The sequence below is a fragment of the Streptomyces sp. NPDC055013 genome, assembly GCF_053608645.1.
The window spans coordinates 195320-216968 of the sequence record NZ_JBSGVW010000011.1; the positions used below are offsets into that span (position 1 = coordinate 195320).

General features: G+C 70.3%; 21 protein-coding genes. 5 read left to right on the top strand and 16 right to left on the bottom strand.

Annotated elements, in window-relative coordinates:
- Window positions 1–176: 176 nt before the first annotated feature.
- Both ACWGDB_RS16985 and ACWGDB_RS16990 read right to left on the bottom strand, forming a co-directional pair.
- A complete protein-coding gene (locus ACWGDB_RS16985; RefSeq protein WP_030048901.1) occupies window positions 177–380 on the bottom strand; it encodes a hypothetical protein in 204 nt (67 codons plus the stop codon).
- 383 nt (window positions 381–763) lie between these two features.
- Window positions 764–1045 (bottom strand): acylphosphatase, encoded by a 282-nt coding sequence (locus ACWGDB_RS16990; protein ID WP_453823164.1) that lies wholly within the window; start codon window positions 1043–1045, stop codon window positions 764–766.
- A 152-nt stretch (window positions 1046–1197) separates the two neighbouring features.
- On the opposite strand from ACWGDB_RS16990, the gene ACWGDB_RS16995 reads away from it, so the two are divergent.
- On the top strand, window positions 1198–2379 hold the full coding sequence (locus ACWGDB_RS16995; protein ID WP_453823165.1) for a CAP domain-containing protein: 1182 nt from the start codon (window positions 1198–1200) through the stop codon (window positions 2377–2379).
- Window positions 2380–2424: 45 nt separating this feature from the next.
- On the opposite strand, the gene ACWGDB_RS17000 is transcribed toward ACWGDB_RS16995, so the two are convergent.
- From ACWGDB_RS17000 to ACWGDB_RS17020, 5 genes are all read right to left on the bottom strand, one after another.
- Entirely contained in the window at window positions 2425–2571 is a 147-nt protein-coding gene (locus ACWGDB_RS17000) for a DUF7144 family membrane protein (protein ID WP_453823166.1), read from the bottom strand.
- Window positions 2572–2607: 36 nt separating this feature from the next.
- Complete coding sequence (locus ACWGDB_RS17005) at window positions 2608–3669, bottom strand: GNAT family N-acetyltransferase (RefSeq protein ID WP_453823167.1); 1062 nt, start codon at window positions 3667–3669, stop codon at window positions 2608–2610.
- Between the two features lie 256 nt (window positions 3670–3925).
- Window positions 3926–4372 carry a DUF7144 family membrane protein gene (locus tag ACWGDB_RS17010; protein WP_453823168.1) on the bottom strand — a complete coding sequence of 149 codons (447 nt, stop codon included), beginning with the start codon at window positions 4370–4372 and terminating at the stop codon, window positions 3926–3928.
- A gap of 175 nt (window positions 4373–4547) precedes the next feature.
- The gene (locus ACWGDB_RS17015; RefSeq protein ID WP_453823169.1) at window positions 4548–4892 is read right to left on the bottom strand and encodes a hypothetical protein; all 345 of its coding nucleotides are present in this window, start codon (window positions 4890–4892) and stop codon (window positions 4548–4550) included.
- A gap of 89 nt (window positions 4893–4981) precedes the next feature.
- Window positions 4982–5566, bottom strand: coding sequence for a flavodoxin family protein (locus ACWGDB_RS17020; protein WP_453823170.1), 585 nt, complete (start codon window positions 5564–5566; stop codon window positions 4982–4984).
- A gap of 123 nt (window positions 5567–5689) precedes the next feature.
- Between ACWGDB_RS17020 and ACWGDB_RS17025 the strand changes: the two genes are divergently transcribed.
- Window positions 5690–6091, top strand: a complete 402-nt coding sequence (locus ACWGDB_RS17025) for a winged helix-turn-helix transcriptional regulator (RefSeq protein WP_453823171.1) — start codon at window positions 5690–5692, stop codon at window positions 6089–6091.
- Here ACWGDB_RS17025 and mutM read toward each other — a convergent pair.
- From mutM to ACWGDB_RS17065, 8 genes are all read right to left on the bottom strand, one after another.
- Window positions 6064–6924: a bifunctional DNA-formamidopyrimidine glycosylase/DNA-(apurinic or apyrimidinic site) lyase gene (gene mutM / locus ACWGDB_RS17030; RefSeq protein WP_453823172.1), complete on the bottom strand. Its 861-nt coding sequence runs from the start codon at window positions 6922–6924 to the stop codon at window positions 6064–6066. The two genes, ACWGDB_RS17025 and mutM, sit on opposite strands and share 28 nt — an antisense overlap.
- A 99-nt stretch (window positions 6925–7023) precedes the next feature.
- The gene (gene rnc, locus ACWGDB_RS17035; RefSeq protein ID WP_328878962.1) at window positions 7024–7857 is read right to left on the bottom strand and encodes a ribonuclease III; all 834 of its coding nucleotides are present in this window, start codon (window positions 7855–7857) and stop codon (window positions 7024–7026) included.
- A gap of 7 nt (window positions 7858–7864) precedes the next feature.
- Window positions 7865–8038 (bottom strand): 50S ribosomal protein L32, encoded by a 174-nt coding sequence (rpmF, locus tag ACWGDB_RS17040; protein ID WP_015657589.1) that lies wholly within the window; start codon window positions 8036–8038, stop codon window positions 7865–7867.
- 2 nt (window positions 8039–8040) lie between these two features.
- Window positions 8041–8679 (bottom strand): YceD family protein, encoded by a 639-nt coding sequence (locus ACWGDB_RS17045; RefSeq protein ID WP_383607428.1) that lies wholly within the window; start codon window positions 8677–8679, stop codon window positions 8041–8043.
- Between the two features lie 138 nt (window positions 8680–8817).
- On the bottom strand, window positions 8818–9912 hold the full coding sequence (locus ACWGDB_RS17050; protein WP_453823173.1) for an ATP synthase F0 subunit B: 1095 nt from the start codon (window positions 9910–9912) through the stop codon (window positions 8818–8820).
- 58 nt (window positions 9913–9970) lie between these two features.
- On the bottom strand, window positions 9971–10450 hold the full coding sequence (coaD, locus tag ACWGDB_RS17055) for a pantetheine-phosphate adenylyltransferase (RefSeq protein ID WP_328422970.1): 480 nt from the start codon (window positions 10448–10450) through the stop codon (window positions 9971–9973).
- Between the two features lie 26 nt (window positions 10451–10476).
- Window positions 10477–11064 carry a 16S rRNA (guanine(966)-N(2))-methyltransferase RsmD gene (gene rsmD, locus ACWGDB_RS17060; RefSeq protein ID WP_453823174.1) on the bottom strand — a complete coding sequence of 196 codons (588 nt, stop codon included), beginning with the start codon at window positions 11062–11064 and terminating at the stop codon, window positions 10477–10479.
- Between the two features lie 107 nt (window positions 11065–11171).
- Window positions 11172–14393 (bottom strand): helicase-related protein, encoded by a 3222-nt coding sequence (locus ACWGDB_RS17065; RefSeq protein ID WP_453823175.1) that lies wholly within the window; start codon window positions 14391–14393, stop codon window positions 11172–11174.
- A gap of 190 nt (window positions 14394–14583) precedes the next feature.
- Here ACWGDB_RS17065 and ACWGDB_RS17070 point away from each other — a divergent pair, with 190 nt between their 5' ends.
- The gene (locus ACWGDB_RS17070) at window positions 14584–16422 is read left to right on the top strand and encodes an HSP90 family protein (protein ID WP_453823176.1); all 1839 of its coding nucleotides are present in this window, start codon (window positions 14584–14586) and stop codon (window positions 16420–16422) included.
- Window positions 16419–19391, top strand: coding sequence for a tetratricopeptide repeat protein (locus tag ACWGDB_RS17075; protein WP_453823177.1), 2973 nt, complete (start codon window positions 16419–16421; stop codon window positions 19389–19391). The genes ACWGDB_RS17070 and ACWGDB_RS17075 overlap by 4 nt, the downstream gene beginning before the upstream one ends.
- A gap of 30 nt (window positions 19392–19421) precedes the next feature.
- Here the strand turns inward: ACWGDB_RS17075 and ACWGDB_RS17080 are convergent, their stop codons facing one another.
- The gene (locus tag ACWGDB_RS17080; protein WP_453823178.1) at window positions 19422–21113 is read right to left on the bottom strand and encodes a DAK2 domain-containing protein; all 1692 of its coding nucleotides are present in this window, start codon (window positions 21111–21113) and stop codon (window positions 19422–19424) included.
- Window positions 21114–21369: 256 nt separating this feature from the next.
- Here ACWGDB_RS17080 and rpmB point away from each other — a divergent pair, with 256 nt between their 5' ends.
- Window positions 21370–21555 carry a 50S ribosomal protein L28 gene (gene rpmB, locus ACWGDB_RS17085; RefSeq protein WP_003993230.1) on the top strand — a complete coding sequence of 62 codons (186 nt, stop codon included), beginning with the start codon at window positions 21370–21372 and terminating at the stop codon, window positions 21553–21555.
- Window positions 21556–21649 lie beyond the last annotated feature (94 nt).

The following is a 21649-nucleotide window of genomic DNA, read 5'->3' on the forward strand; positions in this document are numbered from 1 at the left end:
ACGTTAAAGAGGGTGAAAGGATGCGCGGGGCAGTAAGCCGGGGGCAAGAAAGAAGGGACGCCGAAGCGTCCCTTGCAACTTCTGACGACTGGCTGACCAGTCGCCTGACAACTACCTAGCGGTTGGATATGAGCCGCCCAAACCACTGCTTGTGCTGTCGTGGAGCGGTGCAGTGATCAGGTGAGCGCAGGCTCCGCCTGGTGTGCGTCGATGCTCTCCATGATCCTGTCGTGAGAAGCGGCAGCCGTCAGCGCGTCGTTCTCCGCCTGGATCCGTCCGAGCTCGGATTCCAGGTCCTGGACACGCTGCTGGAGCCGTCGCATCTCGGCGAGGAGTCGAGGGTCGGAGCCGCCGACGTAACCGAGAAGCGCCTTTGCCATGATGGATGGTCCTCCACAATGAGTGACCGACCGAAGCGGTGTGGGTCGTGAGGGATTCGCACCCGCGGTTGCTTGGCAGGACCGGAGTTGTGCTGCCGTTCAGCCACGCCAAACAGCTAAGGTGCGCGGGGCTTTCAGCGTCTCACCAAAAAGTTTGACGGTCAACACGATCACGCCCCGTACTGGCGGGCAAACCCGGGGGCACACGGCCTTCAGACGGCTGCGCGGCGACTCCTGCGGGCCCTTCGGGGCGTGGCGATCATCCTTAAGGGCGGAGCCTGCCATCGCGAGCCGTTCTTGGCAACCACCTGCCCATTTCTGCTTGGGGCAGTTGCCGGTGGCAGGTTCCTCCGCTCGCGCCAGGGCCGCTTTACAGAACCGGCTCAGCGGATGGCGAAGCCGTCGTAGCCCCCGCGAGGCGTGTCCCAGATCTCGGTGACACCGTCCACCCGCCCGGGCGTGTCGTCGCCCTGGAGCCAGTCGAGGAGTCCTTCACAACCCTTGCGCGGACCCTCCGCGACCACTTGGACCCGGCCGTCGGCCAAATTGAGAGCAAAACCACTCAGGTCGCCGATCTCGAGGGCCTTGGCCCGCGTGAACCAGCGAAAACCCACACCTTGGACGCGTCCACGCACCCAGGCGACCAGCCGCACATCCTCGCTCATGACTGCAACCTAACGGGCCAATGTCTCTTCGGGCACTTCCTCCACAGGCGCCATGCGGTACCGTCCCCACCCAATGAATCTCATATGAAACTCACACGATGGAGTGAGTTCTGTGAGGACGTTGAGACCGCAAGGACGAGGAAGGCCAGGACATGGGACGCCACCGACGCTCCGCCGCCGGACGCGCCGCCACGGGCCGCGCCACGGGGGTCACACATACGGACGGTTCCTTCACGGAGGGCCACGACCCGCTCAACTCGTACGACGGCGACCGGCCCACGATGGGCATCGCGCCGTATCTCAACCCGGAGGCGTACGCCGAGGCCTACGCGAAGAGTGACGCGTACCTCTTCGCCGAGGACGACGACTACGACCGGATCACCAACACCGCGACCTTCCCGGGCGACGCCGGCTCCATGGGCGGATCGGCCTCGGGTGCGGACACCGCGGTCTTCCGCAGTGACGGCTTCACGCCCAGCTCCGGCTCCCGTCGCCCCGGGAGCGGCACGCACCGCCGCCGCAAGAAGAAGGCGGTGGCGCCGGTGAAGACCGGTCTGCTCGGCGTCTCCGCGGCGGTCGCCCTGGGCACGGTCGCGGTCGCCACCGGTGTGGTGCCCGGCATCGACAACTACAGGCTCGGCGGCGGCAACGGCGCGGACAAGGTGCAGGCCGCCGACACCCCGACCAACTCCCCCAACGAGCAGGGCGGCACGTCCGGCAGCGCCGACAGCCACGACAACGGCGCCTCGACGAGCCGCGACAACGAACGCCCCACCTCGCCGGCCCCGTCGACCTCGTCGGCCGCACCGACGAAGACCCCGTCGAAGAAGCCCTCGGCCACGCCCAGCCAGAAGCCGAAGGACACCCCTTCCCGCACGGCCACGAAGACGCCGGAGAAGGAGCCTGAGAAGAAGCCCGCGAAGGAGCAGACCAGCGCTCCCGTGACGGTGTCCGCACAGGCCGCCGCCGCGGCCGAGGTGCTGAAGCTCGTCAACGAGGAGCGCGCTCAGGTCGGCTGCAGCGCCGTCGCCGCCAACAGCTCGCTCACCGAGCTCGCCCAGGACTTCAGCGCGGACATGGCCAATCGGGGCTTCTTCGACCACACCGACCCCGACGGCGCGTCCCCGTGGGACCGGGCCGCAAAGGCCGGCATCACCGACCTCGGCGGCGAGAACATAGCCCGCGGCCAGTCCGACGCGGCCGCCGTGATGGAGGCCTGGATGAACAGCCCGGGCCACAAGGCCAACATCCTGAACTGCGACTTCAAGACCCTCGGCGTGGGCGTGCAGCTCGGCGCCGGCGGCCCTTGGTGGACGCAGGACTTCGGGTACTGAGCCAGCCGGCCGCAGAAGGTCGCGGCCGGTGGGCGGGCGCTCGGGTCAGGCCGTCCGGCCGTCGTCGGCCCCCCTGTGCATGCCCGCGCACAGGGCCCAGACGACGAAGAGGTTGACGGCCACCAGCGTCAGGGCCCATAGGGGGTAGTACGGCACCCACAGGAAGTTGGCGAGCGCGCCCAGCCCGGCCACGAAGACGCCGCTACCCAGCCGAGCTCGGCGGAGGTCTCAGCGCCAGTCGTCGATCACATACGCGTCGGGGTGGCTGTACCCGGGTTCGTTGGGCCTGTGCATGGTCACGCCCTGCAACCAGGTGCGGAAACCGCGGTCGACCATGCGCCGGTAGGCATCCGGGCGGCCCAGATTCATGCCGGCGTCCAGTTGCCCCAGGCCGCGCTCGGCGGCCAGCAGCTCGCACGCGTCGAGCAGTCGATCGAACCGGTCGGCGGCCTCCGGACCAGGACGTACGGCCCCGAATTTGACGAAGCACACGTCTGCGCCGGCCTCCGACCCGGCTCCGCAGTGGCAGACGGCCAGGCCGTCGAGCTCGGAGGCAGCGCCCTGGAGCAGGATGGTGTCACCGACTCCCTGCGCGTGCGCGGCCACGATCTCGCGTTCCAGGCTCAGGCCCTCGTACACGGCTCCGGTCAGTGCGCGACAGAGACTCAGCGCGTCAGGCCGCTCGGCAGTGGGCAGTTCGCCGTAGAGCACCCGGCCGGGGACTGCGGCACCGTTTGCGACCTGCTTCTTCATGATGGCTGTGAGGAATCGAGGCCAGAAACCGTACCGGCGGTAGAGCTCAAGATGCTTGGGACTGTGCGCGAAGGTGAACAGGCCGAGGTGGCGGTTCCCCCAGGCGTCGAAGCAGTCCATGACCGGCTCCATCAGACGCCTGCCGATGCCCTGGTCCCACAGATCCGGACGCACGGTCAGCGGTCCGAAAAACCCGACGCTGCCCCAGTTGGTGGCGAAGTTCGATCCGACTACTTCGCCCTCGACCGTCGCCGCGAATGCCGCCCGCGGATCGGCCGCCCAACGCGTACGAACATAGTCGACGGCCCCGAAAGGATCAGGGACCCCCAGGAACGTCCCGAAAGCGACCCTGCAGATCTCATCGGCCCGATCCAGGTCCGCCTCACCCAGCGGGCGGACTGGGACCGGGGCCGCGTCACTCTTGCGCTCCGCTGTTGGTGGGATCATCGCTCTTTCCCTCCGACGCCCCTTTCCATCGCAGCACGGAGGTGCGCTGCAGGCGAGGCGAGCGGTCCGGCGACCGTCGGCGATCACCATGCCCGCCTGGATCGTCCTCTCCGGCTCCGGGTGCCGAGCTTCAGGAAAGCCACCCCTGCCCGTGCTGGGGAGACGGCCGACGTTCCAGGCACCCCATGATCGACCTGATGAGGATGAGGCCGCTCATCAAAATCTCGGACCTGCGGGCCGCATCGTCACGACCGGGCCTTTCTCCGATCCTGTCGCTTGGGAAGCGGGGTGGCTGAGGTGGCCATCACCCGGATTCGAACCGGGGGCGCGCCCACCGGCCCGCGCGTCAGGCCGTCCGGCCGTCGTCGGCCTCCCTGTGCATGCCCGCGCACAGGGCCCAGACGACGAAGAGGTTGACGGCCACCAGCGTCAAGGCCCACAGGGGGTAGTACGGCACCCACAGGAAGTTGGCGAGCGCGCCCAGCCCGGCCACGAAGACGCCGAAGAAGCGTGCCCACAGCGCTCCGCTGAGTACGGAGCAGCCTGCAATGACAAGGAGGATTCCCATAATCAGGTGGACCCAGCCCCAGCCCGCCAGGCTGAACTCGAACACATAGTGACGTGTCGCGAGGAACAGGTCGTCCTCAGCAATGGCCGCGATTCCCTCGAAGATCGCCATTGCCCCACCGAAGATCATCAGTGCTGCCGCAAGGACGGTGGTACCGGACGTGGGCGCATGCCAGGGGCGCGGTTCGGCGTTGGCCCATTCGGGTTGGGGGACGTCACGGGCCATGTCGGCCTCCTTGGGTCGCAAAGCCATCCGGCCAGCCGAGCTTCCTCGACTGACTGACTCGATCCCCTGATCTCAGCGTGGCACGACGGCACTCCGTCGGCATTCCGGCGCCGAGGCGCTCCCGCGTTGTCGTGGGGCACCCTCCGACGACCCCTGGACGGACCGGGCTGCCGATTCAGTCCTCGGCAAGCCCCAGGGGCCGCAGAGCCGACGTGTAGTCGCCGGTGACCACGAGGTGGTCGATGACCTCGACCATCGCGGGGATGCCGGCGTCCCGGACCATCAGGTTGTCCCAGCAGTAGAAGTACCGGCCGTCGAGACACTCCCCGGTGCCCTTCCAGCGGTCCATCAGGCGGCGCGCCTCGTCGAGGGTGAAGACCGTCCCGGACCAGCGCTGTCCATCGGCGAACGTCACCCACATGTCGACGTTGCAGACCTCGTCGAGGCCCTCCCCCGCGTCCGGTACGAAGCAGATCTCGTATCCGTCCCTGCGCACCCGATAGAACGGGCCGTCCCACATGCTTCCCCCAAGACACCGTCCCCCGCGGCCGGCTCGGTCGGCAGGCTACAGCGGGGACGGCGCCTCGTGCGCGCTCATTACGGCGTCGCTCAGGCGGCCACGCGCCCCCGCGCGAACGCCTTGGCCGTCTCCGCCACCCGGCGACCCAGGTGCTCGGCGGTCGCCACGTCGGCCTTGTGGACGGCCTCCGGCCCCTGGTCGGCGTTGGTCTGGGCGGCGGCCCCCGTGAAGACGCCCAGGCGGTTGAGGTCGTTCTCGGAGCCGGCGCTGCTGTTCCAGCCGGGGAGGAGGCCGAGGTTGATCCAGTGCATGCCGAGCTGGGCGGCCAGGATCTGGAAGTACTGCAGGGTGTGCAGCTTGTCGCCGCTCTTGGAGGCGGAGTTGGTGAAGCCGGCGGCCAGCTTGTCCGTCCAGGCCTGGTCGGCCCAGCGCTTCGAGGTGGCCTCGGCGAAGACGTGGAAGGCGCCGGAGGCGGTGCCCATGTAGGTGGGCGAGCCGAACACGATCGCGTCCGAGGCGTCGAGGGTCGCCCACTGCTTCTCGGTGATCTCGTCCACCTTGATCAGGTGCACCTCGGCACCGGCCTCGACGGCACCGGAGCGGACGGCCTCGGCGATGACGGCGGTGTGGCCGTAGCCGGAGTGGTAGGCGATGGAGACGACGGGCGTGGTCACTTGGGCGCTCCTGAACGTAGGCAGCCCAGCGAGAAGCAGCTCGCTGGCGATGACGAAAGGAAAGCACTAACTTCTAGTTAGTGCAACCTACCGGTTAGCGCTGCGTTCGAGTACGCTTGAGGGATGGACACCACGCAGGAGCGCACGGAGGCGCAGGACCTCCCGTACAACGTGTTCGCCAAGGCCTGTCCCTCGCGCGGCACGCTGGAGCACGTCACGGGCCGCTGGGGCGGGCTCACGCTCGGTGCTCTGTACGAGGGCTCGCTGCGCTTCAACGAGCTGCGCCGCCGCGTCGACGGCGTCAGCGAGAAGATGCTGTCCCAGACACTGCACGCCCTGGAGCGGGACGGCCTGGTGCACCGCGACGCCCAGCCGACGAACCCGCCGCGCGTCGACTACGAACTGACGCCTCTGGGACGCGGAGTGGCGGAGCGGCTGCTGAACCTCATCCACTTCGTGGAGGGGCAGATGGACGACGTCCTCGGAGCCCGTGCGCGCTACGACGAGACGCGCGGCGCCCTCTGACACTTCGGGCAGAAGTAGCTGGACCGGTTCATCCAGGCCCGCCTGCGCATGGGCGTACCGCACCTCTTGCACGGCAGCCCTTCACGGCCGTACGCGTCGAGCGACCGGTCGAAGTAGCCCGACTCACCGTTGACGTTGACGTAGAGGCTGTCGAAGCTGGTGCCGCCCACCGCGAGGGCGGCGTTCATGACGTCCCTTACGTGGCCCAGGAGTTCGAGGCTGCGCGGGCGCGTGAAGGTCGCGGTCGGGCGATCGTAGTGGAGGCGGGCACGCCAAAGGGCCTCGTCCGCATAGATGTTGCCGACACCGCTGATCAACGACTGGTCGAGCAGGGCCCGTTTGATGGTCGAGCGCTTGCGGCGCAGGGCCTGGTGGAACGCCTCGTCGTCGAAGAGCGGGTCGAGGGGGTCGCGGGCGATGTGCGCGATGACGTCGGGCAGGCCGTCAGGGGTGTTGTCGTGCAACGACAGGCCACCGAAGGTGCGTTGGTCGACGAAGCGCAGTTCGGTGTCGAGGGTGTCCGCGAACCGCACCCGGATCCTGAGGTGCTTCTCGTCGGGCGCGGTGCTCGGCTGGACCAGCAGCTGGCCGCTCATGCCGAGGTGGGCCAGGATCGACTGGTGCGTGTCCTCCAGGGGCAGCCACAGGTACTTGCCGCGGCGGCTCGGCGTGCCGATGCGGTGGCCCTTGAGGCGGTGCGCGAAGTCGTCGCCGCCCGCGATGTGCCGGCGTACGGCACGCGGGTGCAGCACCTCGGCATCGGCGACCGTACGGTGGGCGACCCACCGCTCCAGTCCGCGCCGTACGACCTCGACCTCGGGCAACTCGGGCATGGGGATCCCCTGTAACACCTGGGTGGCCCGGCAGGGCCGCTCAATGGGCCGAGCGCCCGCCCCACGGCGGGGTACGGGCGCTCGGATCGCGCTGTTCGGTCAGGCGGAGGCCGACGACGCATCTGCGTCGGGCTCGGCGGCATCAGCCGCCGACTTGCGGGCGCGCTCGTCCGCGGCGGCCTTGATGGCCCGCCACGCGGATTCCGCGGCCTGCTGCTCCGCCTCCTTCTTGCTGCGGCCGGTGCCGGTGCCGTACGAGACGCCTCCGACGCGGGCGGCAGCAGTGAAGGTCTTCTCGTGGTCGGGGCCGGTCTCCGTGACCAGGTACTCGGGCACGCCGAGCCCCTCGGTCGCGGTGAGCTCCTGGAGACTGGTCTTCCAGTCCAGGCCGGCTCCGAGGTTCGAGGACTTCTCGATCAGGGGATCGAACAGGCGGTGCACCAGCTCCGCCGCCGAGTCCAGGCCCTGGTCGAGATAGACCGCGCCGATCACCGCTTCCAGGGTGTCGGCAAGGATGGACGCCTTGTCCCGGCCGCCCGTGCCCTCTTCACCGCGGCCGAGCCGGATGAAGGAGCCCAGGTCGAGCCCGCGACTGACCTCCGCCAGTGCACGCGAGTTGACCACCGCGGCCCGCAGCTTGGCCAGTTGGCCTTCAGGCAGGTCGGGGTGGGTGCGGTACAGCGTGTCCGTGACAACGAGGCCCAGGACGGAGTCCCCGAGGAACTCCAGGCGCTCGTTGGTGGGCAGGCCGCCGTTCTCGTACGCGTACGAACGGTGGGTCAGCGCACGCACCAGAAGGGCGGACTCGAGCTTGTACCCGAGCCGCCCTTCCAACAGCGTGTGGGACGAGGCCTGGTTGTCCGCCTTCTTACGGGCGTGTGGGTCCGCCTTGGCGTCTTCCGCCTTCTTGGCAGTGGACACAGTGCCTCTCACCAGCCGCTCAGACCTCGAGGACCTGGCGCTTGTTGTAGGTGCCGCAAGACGGGCACGCAATGTGCTGCTGCTTGGGCTCGTGGCAGCGCTCGCACGCAACCAGGGGGGTGACCGCAGCCTTCCACTGCGACCGGCGGTGGCGCGTGTTGCTGCGCGACATCTTCCGCTTCGGAACAGCCACGGCTACTTCTCCTGCTTCTCGTCGACGCCCGCTTCGGCGCCGCTCATCTCGTCCTTCTCGCCGTCCGTCATGGTCTCGGCGAGTCCCTGCAGTGCCGCCCAACGGATGTCGACGGCGTCGTGGTGGTGGTCCGGGTCGTCCGCGAGACGTGCTCCGCACTCGGCGCACAGTCCAGGGCAGTCTTCCTGGCACACCGGCTGCATCGGCAGTGCGAGCACCACCGCATCACGCAGCACTGGTTCGAGGTCGAACAAGCCGTCCTCGAGAAAGAGCCTGTCCTCGTCGTCCTCGGCGTCGTCGCCGGGTTCCGTGCTGTGACGGCCCCGGTCATCGGCGTCAGGGTACGAGAACATCTCCTGGAATTCCGCTTCGACGTCGAGCTGAAGCGGCTCCAGACACCTTACGCACTCCCCCTCGGCCTGTGCACGGCCGGTGCCTGTGACAAGCACACCTTCCATGACCGACTCGAGTCGGAGTTCGAGCTCAACCGGGGCACCTTCCGGCACTCCGATGACCTTCTGGATACCGAGATCCTTGGGGGCGTCGACCGTGCGGGTCAGGCGCTGCAGCGCACCGGGCCGCCGACCCAGCTCGTGCGTGTCGAACACGAGAGGGTTGCGGTGGTCGAGGCGGGCTGTCACGCCATTCCTGCTTTCGATCTGCTGAGCTCAGGGGGTTACTGCCCTTGGATGTTCCCGGGCAGCGTTGATCGCGGACGTACACACGACCGAAGAGCCAGGATACTGGACCTTTCGCTCACGGCCCAATCCGGTGGCATCTCACTGGCCGCGCCCCTGCTCGTAGGCCCGCAACTGCTCCGCGCTGATCATGCTCGTGTCGAAGAGACTGGTCTCGTCGAGGGCGTAGCCCTGGCCGCCCTGCGCGGCCTGCTGCGGGACCTGCTGCTGGGCGTGCTGGGCCTGGTGCGGGTCGTAGGCCGCCTGCTGGGGGTCGTAGCCCTGGTAGGCGTAGGGATCGGCCTGCTGGTAGCCGTAAGGATCCTGCTGGGCCGCGTACTGCTGATAGCCGGCGTACGGGTCCGCGGCCTGCTGCTGATAGCCGTACGCGGGCTGTACGGCCTGCTGGTCGTACTGCTGCTGCGCCGGTACGGCGGGCTGCTGGGCCGGCGCCGGCGGAGCGGCCGCGGCGTCCTGCTCCGCGAGCGCGGCGAGGTCGGCGAGGTAGTCGGCGTCGCTGGAGTGCTGGACGGTGCTGGGGTCGTCGGAGAGGGCGCCGAGGTCGTCGCTGGCGATACGGCCGTGCAGCTTCTGCCGGCCGCGGCCGACCGCCTCCAGGGTCTTGGCCAGGACCGCCTCGAAGGCGCCCAGCTTCACGTCAACGTATTCGTCGGCGTTGCGGCGCAGGGTCTCCGGGTCGTGGCTGCGCTCGGGGGCGTCCTCGTCCTCGTAGCCGTGCTCGTCGGTGCCGGGTCCGGTGCCGAGGAGCTTCTCGCGGCCCCGGCCGACGGAGCCGAGGGTCTTGGTGAGGACGACCTCGAAGTTGGCGAGCTTGGAGTCGACGTAGTCGTCGGCCTCCGCGCGGATGTCCTCGGCGTCCTTGCGGGCCTCGGCGAGGATGCGGTCGGCCTCGGCCTGGGAGCGGCGGGCGACCTCGGTGTCGGAGATCAGCGAACCGCGCTCGGCATGCGCGCCCTGGATGATCCGGTCGGCCTCCTGACGGGCCTGCTCGACCATCTGCTCACGGCCGCCGATCAGCTCCTGGGCCTGGGCGAGGGAGCCGGGCAGGGCCGCACGGACCTCTTCCAGCATCGAGAGCAGATCCGCGCGGTTGACCACGCACGAGGCCGACATGGGCATCGACCGGGCACCCGAGACCGAGGAGACGATCTCGTCGAGCTTCTTCTGCACGTCCACCGTGTGCTCGCCACTCTCTACTGCTGTGATGGAGACGGACGGGACGACTGTAGCCCCATCAGTCCTTGCGCAGGCGCTTGTTGAGGGCCTCCAGAACCACCGGCGGCACGAGGTGGGAGACGTCGCCGCCCCAGGTCGCCACCTCCTTGACCAGGGAGGAGGACAGGAAGCTGTAGGTGGGGTTGGTCGGCACGAAGAGCGTCTCCACGCCCGACAGGCCGATGTTCATCTGGGCCATCTGCAGCTCGTAGTCGAAGTCGCTGACGGCACGCAGGCCCTTGACGATGGCCGGGATGTCGCGCTGCTTGCAGAAGTCGACGAGGAGGCCGTGGAAGGCCTCGACGCGGACATTGCCGTACTCGGCCGTGACCTGGCGGATCAGGTCGAGCCGCTCGTCCACCTCGAGCAGGCCCTTCTTGGCCTTGTTGATCATGACGGCGACGTAGACCTCGTCGTACAGCCTTGAGGCGCGGGAGATGATGTCGAGGTGTCCGTTGGTGATCGGGTCGAACGACCCGGGACATACGGCTCGGCGCACTTGTGATCCCTCGCTCTCGGGTCCGGTCATCGTGCGTCTTCGCACGTGGAGGCGGCGCGACCGTACCAAAACGTTCCCTCGCCGTAACGACGGGCCCGGATCCCTTCGAAACCGTCCGGCCACCGGAACTCTCCGCCTCTGGTGCTGCGCTCCACGGTGACGAGCGCTTCGGCCGCGAGCCAGCCCCCCGAGCGGAGTGTGAGGAGAATCTCCCGAAGATCGTCGTCAGAGACGGCGTACGGGGGATCGAGGAAGACGAGGTCGTACGGCTCGGTCGGCGCCGGGGTCTGGATGATCTGTTCGGCTTTGCCCGACCTGACCTCGGCGCCGGGGAGTCCGAGGCTCTTCACGTTCTCGCGGACGACCCTGGCGGCCCGGGCGTCGGCCTCGACCAGGAGGGTGTGGCCGGCGCCGCGGGAGAGCGCCTCCAGGCCGACGGCGCCCGAACCGGCGTAGAGGTCGAGGACGCGCACGCCGTCCAGCGGGCCGCCGAGGAGGGACTGCCAGGTGGAGAAGAGACCTTCGCGTGCGCGGTCTGATGTTGGCCGGGTTCCCGTGCCTGGCGGCACGGCTAGACGACGTCCGCCGGCTGCGCCGGCGATCACGCGGGTCATCTTTGGTCCTTGGGTGTGAGCGGCTTTGGGTTCAGTGTGGCTGGTCGCGCCCCCGAGGCGGTAGCCGCATGGGTCCATACAGCCCCGCGCCCAGGGGCCGGCGTCCCTCACCCCTTCTCCAGGTACTGTTCCCGCTCCTCGTCCAAGAGGGCGTCCAAGGCTGTGCGCAGGCCCGGGAGGTGCTCCAGCTCCGGATCCGCCGCCACCAGCGCCGTCGCCTCGTCCCGTGCCTCGGCGATGATCTCCTCGTCCTCGATGACGGCCAGGACGCGCAGCGAGGAACGTGCCCCGGACTGGGCCTGGCCCAGGACGTCGCCCTCGCGGCGCTGTTCCAGATCGATGCGGGAGAGTTCGAAGCCGTCGAGGGTGGCGGCGACGGCCTTGAGGCGCTGGCGGGCCGCGCTGGCCTCGGGCATCTCCGTGACCAGGAGGCAGAGGCCGGGGGCGGTGCCTCGGCCGACCCGGCCGCGCAGCTGGTGGAGCTGGGAGACGCCGAAGCGGTCGGCGTCCATGATCACCATCGCGGTGGCGTTGGGGACGTTCACGCCGACCTCGATGACCGTCGTGGCGACCAGGACGTCGGTCTCGCCGGCGGCGAAGCGGCGCATGACCGCATCCTTGTCGTCGGGGTGCATACGACCGTGCAGGACCTCGACCGCGAGGCCCTGGAGAGGTCCCTTGCCGAGCTGGTCCGCCACGTCCAGGACGGCGAGCGGCGGGCGCTTCTCCGCCTCGTCCTCCGGGGACTTCTTCTTGCCGGCCTTCTTCGGGTCGTCCTCCTCGTCCCCGATGCGGGGGCAGACGACGTACGCCTGATGGTCGTTGCCCACCTCCTCGCGCACGCGTTCCCAGGCGCGGGCCAGGAAGTGGGGCTTGTCGGCGGCCGGGACGACATGGCTGGCGATCGGTGAGCGGCCGGCCGGGAGCTGGTCGAGGACCGAGGTCTCCAGGTCGCCGAAGACGGTCATGGCGACGGTGCGCGGGATGGGGGTGGCCGTCATGACCAGGAGGTGGGGCGGCTGCTTGCCCTTGCTGCGCAGGGCGTCGCGCTGCTCCACGCCGAACCGGTGCTGTTCATCGACGACGACCAGGCCCAGGTCGTGGAACTGCACCTTGTCCTCGATCAGGGCGTGTGTGCCGATGACGATGCCGGCCTCGCCGGTGACGAGATCGAGCAGCGCCTGCCGGCGGGCGGCGGCGCCCATGGACCCGGTCAGCACGACCACCTTCGTGGCCTGCTCCGCCCCGCCCAGCATGCCGCCCTCGGCGAGCTCGCCCATCATCTCGACGATCGACCGGTGATGCTGCTGGGCGAGCACTTCGGTGGGCGCGAGCATGGCGGCCTGCCCGCCCGCGTCGACGACGGCGAGCATGGCGCGCAGCGCCACCATCGTGTTGTGGGTCACCGTGAAGTGATCCGTGACGTAGGCGTGACTGGGGTGGGCGACGCTGATGCATTGGACCGGCTTTCGACCTACATGCTCCACAGCGCGGATACCCCGGCGGAACGTGTTGTACTTCGGTCGTGGGCGTACGCGTTCGGCTTTGCGGGTGAGCCGGAACGGGGGGTACGACTCGGGCAAGGCAACCGAGACGTTGAAAGCGGCCTTCTTGGGCAGAACACGCGCCCGGCCGCCCAGGGAGCGCACGAGCCAGGCCACGTCCTGCGCCAAGGTCGACGAGGCCGAGCAGAGGGAAATGCTCATACCGTTCTGATCAACCGTGCCGTCGGTGTCCATGAGCCCCTGCAGGAGAGCAAGGCGGTTCTTGATCGACGTGTTCTTGAATTCGGCGGGAATGAACTTGCCGTGTGACGTCAGTCCCCAAAGCCCCAGATCACGCAGGGCCTGGATGACCGGATTTCGGTTGCCGCCCGAGCGTCGGGTCAGCTGAATCGTGTAGTCGCACCGCGAACCGGTGACAGGGACCATGCGACAGTCCGGGGCCACCGAGGCCGCCAAGGCATCGCGGATCTCCGCGTCCACGGTGGAGAACCGCAGGTTGCGCCGGAACGAGCCGTCACCCAACAGGAGCCCGAACAGATAGGGATCCAGGGGGAGCCCGGAGTCGTCGCCAAGGTCCACGGGGGTCGCTGCCGGGATGTACCACTTCGACGAGCCGTTGGCCTTGAACAGGTCATGTCGGATTTCTCGGGTGGTCAGCATTTTCGGAGGCTGACCACGGTCCCAGCCGCAACTCGTACCGACGATCCAGAGGTGCTCGTCATCGCACTCCACCGAACTTCCGTCGGAGAGCACGATGCGCCACACATCTCGCTCGCCTTGGGGAAAGATCCCGTTGATCAGAGCGATCTCTCCGGAGGGCACGACGACTTCATCACCCATCCCGAGGTCGCCCATCCGCCGGAAACCGCGGGGCGTGAGCACGAGGGAGTCCATCGGCTGAGCCTTCCCCGAACCGACCTCCCCCTGAAGCAGCCGGTGCATCGGATGCACGGTGGCCAAGTCGTCGAAGATCTCCTTCGAGACCTTCTGCTGGCCCTCCGTGAGGGTGAAGGGGAGCCGGTCGTCGAAGGCGGTCAGGAGGCCGTCGGGCTTGGGTTTGCGGGCGACCGCCGGGAGTTGGGCGTCGGCGTGACGGCGGCGGGCCAGGGCCACCTGGAGAACGAAGGCCTCGTCCCACTTGAGGCGGGAGCGGGCGTCCTCGATGTCCGCCTTGGTGTGGGGTCGATGGATCTTGAGGAGCGCTTCGGGGAGGGGAACCAGGCCGCGGCCCTCGCGGAGAGTGGCCGGGACGGGGTCGACCGCCTCCTGGGCGCTGGGCAGGACGGTCTGGATGGCCTTGCCGATCTTCCAGGACTCCAGCTTGGCGGTGGCGGGGTAGATCGGGATGAGGGCGCCGGCCCATGTCTCGACCGTTTCCTCCGAGTCACCGCGCAGCAACTCGTATGCCGGATGCGCCAGTTGGAGGCGGCGGTTGAAGACGGAGACCTTGCCCGCGAACATCGCACGGGTGCCCGGCAGGAGCTCCTTGTGGGGCTTGTGAACGCCGTTGCCGAAGAAGACCAGTTGGAGCCGGCCGCTGCCGTCGGTGATCGTGACTTCCAGGCGCTGGCCCTTGCCGCGCGGGGCCTTGCTGGAGGCGAAGGTGTGCAGGCGCGCGTCGGCGACCATGGCGACCACCGTGACGTGCTCGTCCATGGGGAGGTCGGCGAGGTGGGTGAGCTGGCCGCGCTCCTCGTATCTGCGCGGGTAGTGGTGCAGAAGGTCGCCGACGGTGTGCAGGCCGAGGTGCTCGGCCATCACCTTCGCGGTGGGAGGGCCGAGCACCTTCTTCAGTGGTTCTTCCAGTGCGGGCACGAGATCCATTCCACACCACGGCACTGACAATGCCGTAGAGGTCAGCGCGGCAGTCCGGGTAAACGTCCCGGAAACCCCTGGTCAGACGGTTCGTTTCGGCCCTAGGATGACGCGCTCCGGCCATCCTTTCGCGGTCACCGCCTCACCGGGACCGCCCGACCCCGCGCCGTCGCGAAGTCCCCCCACCGGCGCAGCGACGATGGACTCCCAGACCTCACAGTCATCCCAGGCACCTCAGCCGTCCCAGTCACCTCATACGTTCCAGGTCGACCTGCGCGGTCTGGTGGACCTGCTCTCTCATCACCTCTACTCCAGCCCGAAGGTCTACCTTCGCGAGCTGCTGCAGAACGCGGTCGACGCCATCACCGCCAGACGCGCCGAAGAGCCCGACGCGCCCGCCAAGGTCCGGCTGTACGCCGAGTCGGGCACCCTGCGGGTCGAGGACTCCGGAGTCGGGCTGACCGAGGCGGACGTGCACAACCTCCTCGCCACCATCGGCCGTAGCTCCAAGCGTGCCGAGGGGCTTCAGGAGGCCCGGTCCGACTTCCTCGGCCAGTTCGGCATCGGTCTGCTGGCCTGCTTCGTGGTCGCCGAGCGCATCCGGGTGGTCAGCCGCAGCGCCCGTACGCCGGACGCGGCGCCCGTGGAGTGGACGGCGACGGACGACGGTTCGTACACCGTGCGGACGCTGCCCCACGACGCACGCGCCGAACCGGGCACCACCGTGCACCTGGTGGCGCGGGCAGGGGCCGGCGAGTGGCTGGCGCAGGACCGGGTGCTGGTGCTGGCGCGGGACTTCGGCTCGCTGCTGCCGTACGACGTCCGGGTCGGCGACGAGGCGGTCACCGACCTGCCAGCGCCCTGGGACCGGCCCTACCCCTCCCCCGCCAACCGCAGGGTGGCCCTGGCCCGGCACTGTCACGACCTGTTCGGCTTCACGCCGCTGGACTCGATCGAGCTGGACGTGCCGCTCGCGGGGATCCGTGGTGTGGCGTACGTCCTTCCGTCGGCGGTCAGCCCCGCCCAGCGGGCCGGCCATCGCGTCCACCTCAAGGGCATGCTGCTGACCGAGCGCGCCGAACAGCTGCTGCCCGACTGGGCGTTCTTCGTACGCTGCGTCCTGGACACCGACAGCCTGCGACCGACGGCCTCGCGCGAGTCGCTGTACGAGGACGAGACGCTGGCGGGCGTACGGGAAGCGCTCGGCGAAAGGATTCGGTCCTGGCTGACGGGGCTGGCGGCCGGTGATCCGGAACGGCTGGCGGCGTTCCTGTCCGTGCACCACCTGGGCGTGAAATCGCTGGCGCGGCACGACAAGGAGATGCTGCGCACGATGCTGCCGTGGCTGCCCTTCGAGACGACCGACGGGCGGCTGTCCCTGGAGGAGTTCGCGCAGCGGCACCCGGTGGTGCACTTCACGCGGACGGTCGAGGAGTACCGGCAGGTCGCGCCGATCGCGTCCGCGCAGGGCGTCGGGGTGATCAACGGCGGGTACACGTACGACAGCGAGCTCGTCGAGGCGCTGCCGTCGGTGCGGCCGGGGACGGTCGTCGCCGAGCTCGACGCGGACACCGTGACCGCCCATCTGGACTCGGTCGACCCGGCCGAGGAGCTGGCCCTCGCGGGCTTCCTGGCGGCCGCGCGGGCGAAGCTCGACCCGCTGGGCTGTGACGTCGTCCTGCGCGCCTTCCATCCGCTGTCCGTGCCCGCGCTGCACCTCGACGACCGGGCGGCCCGGCACGAGCAGGCGCGCGCGGAGGCCGAGGAGCAGGCCGACGACCTGTGGGCTGGCATCCTCGGTTCGCTGCGCGGCAGCGCGCCCCGCGCGCGTCTGGTCCTCAACCACCTCAACCCGCTGATCCGGCGGATCAGTTCACTGGGCGATCCGGAGCTGATCGGCACCGCCACCGAGTCCCTCTACGGGCAGGCCCTGCTGATGGCGCAGCGCCCGCTCAGGCCGGCGGACTCCGCGCTGCTGAACCGGGCCTTCATCGGCCTGCTGGAGTGGGCCACGAACGGCGAGGAGGGCCGCCGATGAGCGACGTCACGGACTTCGACTCGCTGCGCCGGGCGATGGCGGAGAACTCCGAGGAGCCGGAGGGTCCCGCCCGCAACGCGCGCGCGGAGCAGCTGCTCGCCGAGGCCGAGAAGCTGGGCATCCCGCTCGCCGTGATCGAGGCGCTCGGACACCAGCTGAAGGTCTACAACTACAGCTCCGAGAAGGACAAGATGTTCGTCCCCTTCGCGCGTCTGCTGCGCATGTGGGACGAGCGGCCCGAGGACTTCGACGAGTACGAGACGCACTCGCTGCACTGGGTCTTCAAGTGGATGTCGTCCGGCATGCTCGACCAGCCGCACATCCCGCTCGCCTCGGTCGAGAAGTGGCTCGGCGAGATGGAGCACCGCTACCGGCTCGCCGGGCACTCCGAACGGGCCGTGCGCAGCGCCGAGTTCAGTGTGGCCGCGCATGTCGGGGACGTGGCGCGGGCCGAGCGGGCCTACGGCGCCTGGCTGGCCGCCGACCGGGACGGCATGGCCGACTGCCACGCGTGCGAGCTGCACGGGCAGGGCTGGTGGCAGGCCGAGCAGGGCCGAGACACGGAGGCGCTCGAACTGTGGGCGCCGGTCCTGGAGGGCGAGTTCGCCTGCGCCCACGAGCCGCACACGGTCCTCGCGTCCTCCCTGACGCCGCTGCTGCGTCTGGGCCGCGTGGACGAGGCCCGCGCCAACCATCTGCGGGGCTTCAGGCTCGTACGGGCCATGGAGAGCATGCGTGGCGCCTACGCGGACCACGTCGAGTTCTGTGTGCTGACCGGCAACGAGGCGCGCGGCCTGGAGCTGCTCGCGGAGCGGCCGGCCTACTTCACGGACGCCGGGCATCCGCGCAGCAAGCTGGAGTTCATGGCGGTCGTGGCCCTGCTCATGGACCGCCTCACCGAGCTGGGGCTGTCCGAGCAGCGGGTTCCGGGGCCGGCGGGCCGCGACTGGACCGCCGGTGAGCTGGCCGCACACGCGCGTGCGCAGGCCCTCGCGCTGGCGGCGGGCTTCGACGGGCGCAACGGCACGGAACACGTCAGCGAGCGGGCACGCGCGCGTATGGAACAGCGGCCACTGGTGGAGCGGCTGCCGCTGGGGGTGCGTACGGCTGCCCGCCCGAAGGCGGTGGCGATGCCCGCGCCGGCTGCGGCCGCCGCACCCGGCGCCGGCGAAGGGGCCGACGCGGAGGCCGACCTGCCCGCGCTGCTCGCCGAGGCACGGCGGCTGTCGGACACCCTGCAGCCCAACGCCATCGAGGCCTGGGCCGCCGTCTCCCGCGCCGCCGAGGGCGTCGAGCTGCACGCCCTCGACCGCGCGGAGATCGCGGACCACCGGGCGATGGACCTGGGCCCCGAGGGCATCCCTCTCTTCGAGGAGGCCGCCGAGCTGTACGCGGCGGCGGGCGACCCCGGGGAGGCGCTGGCGGCACGCGCGCGTGGGGCGTACGTAGGCGCTCTCACGGGCGAGGTGCCGCGGGCCCTCACGGCGATCGCCGACCTGTACGACCGGGTTCTCGCGCTGTACGCCGAGGACGGCACGGGCGTACGTCAGACGGCGGCCGTGCTGATGAGCCGGGCGCGGATTGTGATGCGGCGGGTGCACGAGGCGGACGACGCGGTGCCGGAGGCTGTTCTCGCCGACGCGGAGACCGCCGCCCGTGAGGTGCTCGCGCTCGTCGACGGGCGGGCCGGGGACGACGTACGGCTTGCTTCGCGGGCCGCGGAGGCGCAGGCGATGCTCGCGGAGCTGGCGGCGCTCACCGGGGACGTGGAGGGGGCCGCCGAGCTGTTCGCGCGGGCTTCGGCGGAGTTCGTCGGGGCCGGGCTGCCGTGGTTCGCGGTGGAGTACGAGGCCCGGCTGGCCGGGCTCGCGCACCATCTCGGCGACACCGCGGAGGCCGAGCGGGCGCTGCGGGCGGCCCTGGAGCACGGCGGGCCGCACCTGGAGGCGACGGGGCGGGCCCAGCTGCATCTTCAGCTGGCCGAGGTGCTCGGCGGCCGTGGGCTGTCCGAGGAGGCTGCCGAACACGCCCTGGAGGCTGCGCACTGGGCCGACGAGGCGGGCGAGAGCCGGACGCTGGGCGCCTGGGCGCGGCAGCAGCTGGGCGGGCTCCTGCTGCGGCAGGGACGGTTCGCCGAGGCCGCCGAGGTGCTGGAGTCGGCGCTGCCCGACGTGACCGCCGAGACGCATGGCGACGGCGCGGTCGTCCAGACGCAGTGGTGGCTCGGCGACTGCCTGAGCGAGCTCGGCGAGCACCGCGAGGCGGCCGAACGCCGGTTGCAGGCGGCCGAGATCGCCCGGCACTGGCCCGAGCAGCACGACCACGCCACGCTGGCCCACCTCGCCGCCGAGTCCCTCGGCCACGCGGGCCTGCATGCCGAGGCCGACCAGGCGTACGCGCGCGCGGGTGCGCTGTGGCGCACCCTCGGCAATGTGCACGGCCTGGTCCGCTCCCTGCGTGCCCGCGCGTGGCTGGCGCTGCGGGTGGAGGACGGACAGGGCGGGGCGGACACCGCGTCCGAGTTGATGGCGAGCGCGGTCGAGGAGTGCAGGGCTGCGCTGGAGGCCGTCGACGACGACGAGGCGCGCGAACGACTGGTCGCCGAACTCGGCCAGACCCACCGGCAGTTCGGTGACCTGCTCGCCCGTTCGGCGACGGAGGACGCCGAGGACGAGTCGATCCGGACCGCGCTGGAGGAGGCCCTGTCTCAAATGACGCGGGCCGTCGCGGTGTTCGGCTCCCTCGGCGAGGACGCCCTGCACAGCCGCACCGGCGCCGAACTCGCCGCGGGCTGGCTGGAGGCCGACCTGAGCCGCCCGGCCGAGGCCGCGGCACGCGCACGTGCGGTGCTGGTGGCGTACGACGGCCACGACGAGGACGACGAGGCGGCGCAGGAGCGGCGGGCGGAGGCCGGGCAGATGCTCCAGGTGGTGCAGGAGCAGGCCGACGCGGAGCGGGACAGGGCGTAGCCCCGGCCGGGCGGGCCCTTCGGCGTGGCGCTACTCCACGCCGATGAGCAGGAGCGCTCCCTGCCGCCCGCCCCGGTACACCACGGTGTCGACGGCGAGATACGACTCACGCACGCGTGCTTCGAGGTGCTCGGCGATCGTCTCGGGCGCCTCGTCGCCGAGGACGAGGGTGACGAGTTCACCGCCGGCCGAGAGCATCCGGTCGAGGACCGTCCCGGCGGTGGTCGTGACGTCCGTCCCGATCACGGCCACGTCCCCGTCGATGAGGCCGAGGACGTCGCCGGCCTGGCAGATGCCGGCCATGGTCCAGGACTGGCGTTCGGCGACGGCGACCTCGGCGTAGCGGGTCGCGCCGGCCGCCGAGGTCATCGACACGACGTCCTCGTCGAAGCGGCGGTCCGGCTCGTGCACGGCGAGCGCCGCGATGCCCTGGACCGCGGAGCGGGTGGGGATCAGTGCCACGCGGATGCCCTCCGTGCGGGCCTGCTCGGCCGCCGCGGCGGCGGTGTGGCGCAGTTCGGCGTCGTTGGGCAGCAGCACGACCTCACGCGCGTGGGCACGCCGTACGGCCTGCACGAGCTCCCCGCTCGCCGGCGGCTCCCCCGGGCGCGCGAGGACCGTGGTCGCGCCGGCCTCGCTGTACAGCCCGGCCAGGCCCTCGCCGGGCACGACGGCGACGACGGCACGCTGGGCACGCTCCCGGGGCGGCCGCTCGGCACCGGTGGTGTGCACGTCCCCGGCACCGAAGTGGGTGATCCGGATCCGGTACGGCCGCCCCGCCTCGACGCCGGCCTCCACAGCGGCCCCGGCGTCGTCGACGTGCACGTGCACGTTCCACAGCCCGTCACCGCCGACGATCACAAGCGAGTCCCCGAGGGCGTCGAGCCGCCCCCGCAGCCGCGCCACGGCCGCGTCCTCGGCCTCCAGCAGGTAGATCACCTCGAAGGCGGGCGCGCCCGCCGCGACGACGTCGGTGCAGTCCTCGACGTCGGCGAGGGAGGTCCCGTCACCGGGTGAACCGCTCTGCACGCGCGCGTGCGTTCCGGAGGCCTGGTGGGCCACCGGGGCCGCCGCCTCCCCCGTGAACGTCTCCACCAGCGCGCCCAGAACCGCCAGCAGCCCCCGTCCGCCGGCGTCGACGACCCCCGCCCGCTCCAGGACCGCCAGTTGCCCGGGCGTCTCGGCCAACGCCACGCGCGCGCCCTCGTAGGCGGCCCGCGCGACGGCCCCGCAGTCGTCGTGCGGGGCCCCGTCGGCCGCGTCGGCGGCTGCCGAGGCGACCGTGAGGACGGTCCCCTCGACGGGGTGGGCCACGGCCTGGCGGGCGGCGTCCGCGGCCTGCCGCAGGGCGAGGCGGAGGCCGGTGCCATCGGTGTGAGCCGACTCACCTTCGGCGGCGAGCACCTGAGCCATGCCACGCAGCAGCTGGGCGAGGATCGTCCCGGAGTTGCCCCGGGCGCCGATCAGGGCCCCGTGCGCCATCGCTCGGGCGGCGTCCGCCAGGGTGGGCTTGCCGACCTCGTACGCGGCGAACACGGCCTCCACCGCCGCGACCGCCGACTCCACCGTCAGGTACAGGTTCGTCCCGGTGTCCCCGTCGGCCACGGGATAGACGTTGATCGCGTCGATCTCCTCACGCGCCCGGCCGAGTGAGTCGAGCGCGAGGCCGCACCAGGTGCGCACCGCGAGAGCATCGAAGAATGTCTGCGGCACCTGCGCCACCTGCGCCTCCTTGAGCTGCCGACCGTGGCACGCAGCGTAGACCCAGGGACGGTGCGCGCCGGAAGCGGGCCGGGAGCGGGCCCCTGATCAGGCATGGTAGTTTCGTTGGACTGGCGCAGTCGTTGTATGCTGCTCCGGTTGCCCGATGAAAATCGGGCCGTTCCCCTGGCAACGCCACTCAGATCTCTCATCGTAGATCTCGATCCCGGCATGCCGGGATTATCCGTAAGAGCATCTGAAGTCTTTGGAGTGACCCGTGGCTGCCAACTGCGACGTCTGCGGCAAGGGGCCGGGCTTCGGCAACAACATCTCGCACTCGCACCGCCGTACGTCCCGTCGCTGGAACCCGAACATCCAGCGCGTGCGTACCGTGGTCGGCGGGACGCCGAAGCGCGTGAACGCCTGCACCTCGTGCATCAAGGCCGGCAAGGTCTCGCGCTGACGCACAGCTAAAGCGCGCGGCCACAGCTGGTTCGCTGCAGTAAGCCGGTCCACCGCAGGGTGGACCGGCTTTTTGCATGCCCGTGGACCGGCCT